Origin of the sequence: Pseudomonas sp. 21615526 (genome assembly GCF_013386245.1) — a bacterium.
Classification (GTDB): domain Bacteria; phylum Pseudomonadota; class Gammaproteobacteria; order Pseudomonadales; family Pseudomonadaceae; genus Aquipseudomonas.
Genome location: NZ_JACAOM010000056.1, coordinates 20682 through 27204, shown reverse-complemented (window position 1 = coordinate 27204; position 6523 = coordinate 20682). Strand labels below are relative to the sequence as shown.

Here is a 6523-nt window from a genome sequence, read left to right as displayed (position 1 = left end):
CCCCTTGAGCGGGCGCGGCGGGTGGGCGTTTGAGCGGAGCCTGCAGGCACGCATTCGCAATTTGTACCCGGACATCACCGCCAACGAAATTGCCGAGTTGCGACCTCTTGGCGACCCACTCGATCTCACCTGGGTACAGGAACTCGAAAGCGAATTCAGCAACCTGACTCAGACGTTGCGAACCTGGCAGATTAGCGCTCGCGCAGGCGCGTCGACCAGTGGCCAGGCGGCAGATCGGATTTATCGGGCCAGGGGCCGGATCGTCAAGGCCATTGAGGCGGCCTGGCGCAGAACCGGGGTGCGGGATATCGACGGCAATGGTCGATACCTCGGCCAGGCCATCAAGTGGGATGGGGTCGAATTGCGCCAGCAGTTGCGCACCCTGCCGCCATTGCCGGCCGACTTTGATCACGTCAGTAAGCTGACCCTGCGCAGCATGGCCTTGACCAGTGACGACGTCGACGGGTTTGTTTCCAACTTTCGCAGCCTGCGCAGCTTGTCCGTGCAAGCCTGCCGGTTGACGCGGCTGCCGCCGGCCATTGCCGCCATGCCGCACCTGACCGAGTTGTATCTGGGAGGCAATGAAATAGTCCTGAGTCAGGAGAGCGTCATGGCCTTGAGCAAACTGAAACAGCTCAAGGAGCTGTCGCTTGAAAGCAATCCATTGGGTCTGGCGCCGGACGTGAGTCGCATGCCTGATTTGCGCCAGCTGTGGCTGGCTGAAACAGATTTGGAGGAGTGGCCTGCCAGCGTGTTTCGCCTGCCGCGCCCACGGCATTTCATTCTGGATTTGCGTGAGAACGCGCTTATCCGCGTACCGGTATTTGCGCCGGGTTCTGATAACGCCCGGATCATCGCGCGCACGACGCTCTCCCGAGAGCTACTGAGTACTAAAGCCGTGAGCGATTTCAGGTTATATATCGAGGCAGCCGGTAATGATCCGGATCGTCAGCTTCCACCCAAAGGCCGGGCCGATAGCAAACTCTGGAAAACGGGATTGACCGAAGAGGAATGGGAATCCAAGCAGCAATTGTGGCAAAGGCTGGAGGATGCCTTCGGTTCTGAAGCTTTTTTCAACGAAATTCGCTACCTGTCCAAATCAGGGGATGCCGTAGTCGAGGGCAAGCGCTACCTGCCGGAGCTGACTGCGAAAGTATGGCGCATGCTGGAGGCCATGGGCGAAGACGCCGAGTTGCGAGAGGAGCTGTTCCGCATGGCACAGTTCCCCACGGCTTGCGTGGATGCGGGGGCGCAGTTGTTCAATGCCATGGGGGTTGAAGTGTTGTTGCGCTCGGCCTATGCCAATGAAGACGCGAATGCGGTGAGAAGCAGCGTGCTCAAGTTGGCCAGGGGCAAGTGGCGATTGGAGGAGTTGGGGCGGATCGCTCATGCGCGCGTGGCACAATTGATCAGTCAAGGCGCCAGGTATACGGAGTATGACCAGGAGGGCATGTTGGTCTCTCATTACGACAACGCAGGCAATGAGATCCCGCCTATTGATGAGGTCGAGATCTACCTGGCTTACACCTCCCAGCTATCCTCTCGCCTGGACTTGCCGTGGCAGGCCAGAACCATGCTGTACCGCGAAGAGTATGTGACGCCGGCCATGGTAGAGGCGGCGTACGAGCAGGTGACAGCGCTGGACCAGGGGGATCAGTTGCGCGCCAACCTGATCGAGCAGCCGATGTGGAGGGAGTTTCTGGAGCGGGCCCACAAGGTGGAATACTTGAGAATCTTCCGGAAATCTGACGCGTTGCTCGACTACGAGGACGCGCAAGCGCAATGGGCCAGGGATGGCGGCTTGTCTGCCGAGGCCAAGAAGGGCCTGAGCGACACCATCGCCAGGACCGCCGATATCCTCGGTCGGCCGCGCGGTAACAGCCTGCCGGGAACCGTCATGAGTCGGGCTGAATACGACACTTCGCTTGCCAGCATCACCAGCGAACTCAACTCATTGAACACGACACTGACCGACCAGGCGATCAGTGCCGTATTTGGGGCTTAGAACAAGAAGTAACGCTGCGCCATCGGCAACACATCCGCAGGCTCACACCACAGCAATACTCCATCGGCCTTGACCTGGTAGGTCTGCGGGTCAACCTCGATATCCGGCAGGTAATCGTTGTGGATCAAGTCGGTTTTCTGCACCGCGCGGCAACCCTTGACCACGGCGATCTGCTTCTTCAACCCCAACTGCTCCGGCAGGCCTGCCGCCAACGCCGCCTGGCTGATAAAGGTCAGGCTGGTGGCGTGCAGCGAGCTGCCGAAGCTGGCGAACATCGGGCGGTAGTGCACCGGTTGCGGCGTCGGGATCGAGGCGTTGGCGTCGCCCATGAGGCTTGAGGCAATCGCGCCGCCCTTGAGAATCAGCGTCGGCTTGATCCCGAAAAACGCCGGGCGCCACAGCACCAGGTCGGCCCACTTGCCCACTTCAATCGAGCCCACTTCGTGGCTGATGCCGTGGGTAATCGCCGGGTTGATAGTGTACTTGGCGATGTAGCGTTTGGCGCGGAAGTTGTCATTGCCTTCGCCGTCGCCAGGCAATCGCCCGCGCTGTTTTTTCATCTTGTCGGCGGTCTGCCAGGTGCGTGTGATCACCTCGCCAACCCGCCCCATGGCCTGGCTGTCGGAGCTGATCATCGAGAACGCGCCGAGGTCATGAAGGATGTCTTCGGCGGCAATCGTTTCGCGGCGGATGCGGCTTTCGGCAAAGGCCACGTCTTCGGCAATGCTCGGGTCCAGGTGATGGCACACCATCAACATGTCCAGGTGTTCGTCGATGGTGTTGCGGGTGAACGGCCGGGTTGGGTTGGTGGAGCTGGGCAGCACGTTGGGGAAGCCACAGGCCTTGATGATGTCTGGCGCGTGACCGCCACCGGCACCTTCGGTGTGGTAGGTGTGGATGGTGCGGCCCTTGAAGGCGGCGAGGGTGGTTTCGACAAAGCCGGATTCGTTGAGGGTGTCGCTGTGGATCGCCACCTGCACGTCGTACTCGTCGGCGACGCTCAGGCAGTTGTCGATGCTCGCCGGCGTGGTGCCCCAGTCCTCGTGCAGCTTCAAGCCAATGGCACCGGCCTTCACTTGTTCGATCAACGGCTCCGGCAGGCTGGCGTTGCCCTTGCCGGTGAAGCCGATGTTCATCGGGAACGAGTCGGAGGCCTGGAGCATGCGCGCCAAGTGCCATGGGCCGGAGGTGCAGGTGGTGGCGTTGGTGCCGGTGGCCGGCCCGGTGCCGCCGCCGATCATGGTGGTGACGCCGCTGGTCAGTGCTTCTTCGATTTGCTGTGGGCAAATGAAGTGGATGTGGGTGTCGATGCCGCCGGCGGTGAGGATCATGCCCTCACCGGCAATCACTTCGGTGCTGGCGCCGACGCAGATGGTCACGCCGGGCTGGATGTCCGGGTTGCCGGCCTTGCCGATGGCAGCGATGCGGCCGTTTTTCAGGCCGACGTCAGCCTTGACGATGCCCCAGTGGTCGATGATCAGCGCGTTGGTGATCAGGGTGTCGACCACCTCATGGGCGAGCAGTTGGCTCTGGCCCTGGCCATCACGGATCACCTTGCCGCCGCCGAACTTCACTTCTTCGCCGTAGACGGTGAAGTCCTGTTCGACTTCGACGAACAGCTCGGTGTCGGCCAGGCGGACCTTGTCACCCACGGTGGGGCCGTACATGTCGGCGTAGGCTTGTCTGGAAATCTTCATGTGTTTAGTTCCTGATCGTTCCCACGCTCTGCGTGGGAATGTCGCCCTGGACGCTCTGCGTCCGCTCTTGAAGGTCGTGACGCGGAACGTCACAGGATGCATGCCCACGCAGAGCGTGGGAACGATCATTAATCCAGGTCGCCCATGATGCGCCCGGCAAACCCGAACACCCGGCGTTTGCCACTCAGCTCAACCAGTTCCACTTCACGACTCTGCCCCGGCTCAAAGCGCACGGCGGTGCCGGCCGGGATGTTCAGGCGCATGCCACGGCTGGCGGCACGGTCGAACGTCAGTGCGTCGTTGGTCTCGAAAAAGTGATAGTGGGAACCGACCTGGATCGGCCGGTCGCCGCTGTTGGCCACGCTCAGGGTGGCGGTGCGCCGGCCCACGTTGAGTTCGATGTCGCCAGGCTGGATCTGAAATTCGCCAGGAATCATGCAGGTTGCCCCAGGGTCTTGAAGTAGATGGCGGTCGGGGTGTAGCGCCCGTCCGGGCTTTGGCAGTAGTTGGGCAATTCACCGATCTTGGTATAACGCAGCGACTGGTAGAAGGCTTCGGCGCCGGAGCCGGCTTCGGTGTCCAGATACAGCAGCCCGCGTTTGTACTGGCGGGCGCTCAGTTCCAGGGCGCTCATCAGTTGCTGGCCAAGGCCACGGCGCCGGGCCTCGCTGTGCACCAGCAACTTCTGCACTTCGGCGCGGTTCAGGCCATTGGCTTTCATGCACAGCGCCAATTGCACGCTGGCGATGACGTGTTCATCACGCACCACCACCCACAGCAGCAGGCTGCCATCGGTGAGGCTGGCCTGCACGCCGTTGAGATAAGTGCCGGCCTGGGCTTCATCGAAGTCGGCCATGAAGCCCACCGATGCGCCGTGCTTCACGGCGTCCAGCAACAGCTCAATCAAACCCGGGCGGTAATGGGCAAAACTTTCGGCATTGACTCGACGCAGTTGGGCGTTCATCGGTGTCACTCCTTGGGCGGCACAGCGCCTGGGTTGAGCGTCAGTTGCATGAAGGTCAGGTCCAGCCAGCGGCCGAACTTGGTGCCGACCTGGGGCATCTGCCCGGTGGTGATGAAACCCAGGCGCTCATGCAGGCGGATCGAGGCCTGGTTGCCGCTTTCGATGGCGGCGACCATCACGTGTTTGTCGCAGGTTTTCGCCCGCTCGATCAGCACCTGCATCAACTGTGGGCCGAGGCCTTTGCCGCGCTGGTCGTTGCGCACGTACACCGAGTGTTCGACGGTGTGGCGAAAGCCTTCGAAGGGCCGCCAGTCGCCGAACGAGGCATAGCCGATGACCTGCTCGTCTTCGAAGGCCACCAGGACCGGATAAAACTGCGACTGACGAGCGCTGAACCAGGCCTGGCGGTTGCCCAGGTCTACCGGTTGTTCGTTCCAGATCGCCGTGGTGTTGAGCACCGCGTCGTTGTAGATATCGCGAATCCCTGGCAAATCGGCGTGCACCGCATCACGAATCAAAAAGGACATGGTCGGGCCTCAGGCGATGGGTTGGTGGACGGTGACCAGCTTGGTGCCGTCGGGGAAGGTGGCTTCCACCTGGATGTCCGGGATCATTTCCGGGATGCCTTCCATCACCTGTTCGCGGGTGAGCAGGGTGGTGCCGAAGTGCATCAGCTCGGCGACGGTGCGGCCATCGCGGGCGCCTTCCATCAACGCGGCGGAGATGTAGGCGATGGTTTCCGGGTAGTTGAGCTTCACACCGCGCGCCAACCGTCGCTCGGCTACCAGGCCGGCGGTGAAGATCAGCAGTTTGTCTTTTTCCCGTGGGGTCAGGTCCATCGTTCAAGGTCCACTATGAAATACATTCGTAAAAACACCGGAGATCCAATGTGGGAGCGGGCTTGCTCGCGAATGCGGTGTGTCAGTGAATGCATCTTTGCCTGACCCACTGCATTCGCGAGCAAGCCCGCTCCCACATTTTTAATCTTCATGTGCTCCAGATTCTCGGTGATACAGCCTCGCGGCCCAGCACGGCCGGGCGCAGCAGGCGCCACAGTGCGATCAGCCAGGCTCGCGCCAGCAGCGCTTCACTGGCCAGGCAGCGGGCCACCAGCAGGCCGGGCAATTGGGTCAGGTCGCCGCGTACCGGGTGGGGCAGGGAGCGACATTGTTCGAGCAGTTCAGGGTCGATTTCGCCGGTCACCAGCAAGGTCGCAAACACCGGTTGCCCGTCCAGCCCGATGGGTGAGTCGAGCAAACCGTCGGCGCCCACAATGCGCTGGCGCTCATGCCAAATCAACTGGCCGTCGCGGCGGATATCCAGGTGCGACTGGAAGTGCCCGAGGTCGAAACGCTCGCCGCTGGCGGGGCGCCCGAGGGCGACCACGTCCCAGTAAAACAGCCGGGCATCGCCTTGCAGGTCGATGCGGGTGGTGAGTTCGGCCTGGGCAGCGCTGAACACGATGGTCTCCTGCGGCAGCCATTCCAGCGTCGCGCCCGCCTCAACCGTCAGCTCCAGTTTCTGATACGCCGGCCCGCCGGCGCGGTACCACTTGGCCGCGCCGGGGCTGGTCAGTTGCGCCCACGCACCTTCGGCGACATGGGTGCTGATATCGAGACGATCACCGCCGGCAATCCCGCCCGGCGGGTGCACGATGATGTGCTGGCACACCTCGGGGCCTTCGGCGTACAGATGCTTTTGCACCCGCAGCGGGCCGAGGTGGCGGCGCATCACCGGGCGCGTGGTGTCGCCGAAACGCGCGTAGCCGAGTTCCAGCTCGGCGTGCCAGCTTGGGGTGAACAGCGCGGTGGGGGCAGGTAGGGTCATGGTCAGTGCTTATCGTTAGGACGCTACAGA

The 6523-nt window shown here is 62.1% G+C and carries 7 protein-coding genes; 1 reads left to right on the top strand and 6 read right to left on the bottom strand.

What is annotated here, in order from left to right; all coding sequences use genetic code 11:
* Nucleotides 1-2005 (top strand): NEL-type E3 ubiquitin ligase domain-containing protein (locus HX786_RS16985; RefSeq protein ID WP_306172581.1); only part of this gene is annotated, 2005 nt, incomplete at its 5' end.
* Here the strand turns inward: HX786_RS16985 and ureC are convergent.
* The 6 genes from ureC to HX786_RS16955 all read right to left on the bottom strand — a co-directional run bounded on the left by ureC (nt 2002) and on the right by HX786_RS16955 (nt 6493).
* Nucleotides 2002-3702 carry an urease subunit alpha gene (gene ureC / locus HX786_RS16980; RefSeq protein WP_003217391.1) on the bottom strand — a complete coding sequence of 567 codons (1701 nt, stop codon included), beginning with the start codon at nt 3700-3702 and terminating at the stop codon, nt 2002-2004. The two genes, HX786_RS16985 and ureC, sit on opposite strands and share 4 nt — an antisense overlap.
* 128 nt (nt 3703-3830) lie before the next feature.
* Nucleotides 3831-4139: an urease subunit beta gene (locus HX786_RS16975; RefSeq protein WP_003217389.1), complete on the bottom strand. Its 309-nt coding sequence runs from the start codon at nt 4137-4139 to the stop codon at nt 3831-3833.
* Nucleotides 4136-4666: an N-acetyltransferase gene (locus HX786_RS16970; RefSeq protein WP_177039717.1), complete on the bottom strand. Its 531-nt coding sequence runs from the start codon at nt 4664-4666 to the stop codon at nt 4136-4138. The genes HX786_RS16975 and HX786_RS16970 overlap by 4 nt, the downstream gene beginning before the upstream one ends.
* A gap of 5 nt (nt 4667-4671) precedes the next feature.
* On the bottom strand, nt 4672-5193 hold the full coding sequence (locus HX786_RS16965; RefSeq protein WP_178912362.1) for a GNAT family N-acetyltransferase: 522 nt from the start codon (nt 5191-5193) through the stop codon (nt 4672-4674).
* A 9-nt stretch (nt 5194-5202) separates the two neighbouring features.
* On the bottom strand, nt 5203-5505 hold the full coding sequence (gene ureA / locus HX786_RS16960) for an urease subunit gamma (RefSeq protein WP_003217383.1): 303 nt from the start codon (nt 5503-5505) through the stop codon (nt 5203-5205).
* A 148-nt stretch (nt 5506-5653) separates the two neighbouring features.
* On the bottom strand, nt 5654-6493 hold the full coding sequence (locus HX786_RS16955) for an urease accessory protein UreD (RefSeq protein ID WP_102367999.1): 840 nt from the start codon (nt 6491-6493) through the stop codon (nt 5654-5656).
* Nucleotides 6494-6523: the final 30 nt, after the last annotated feature.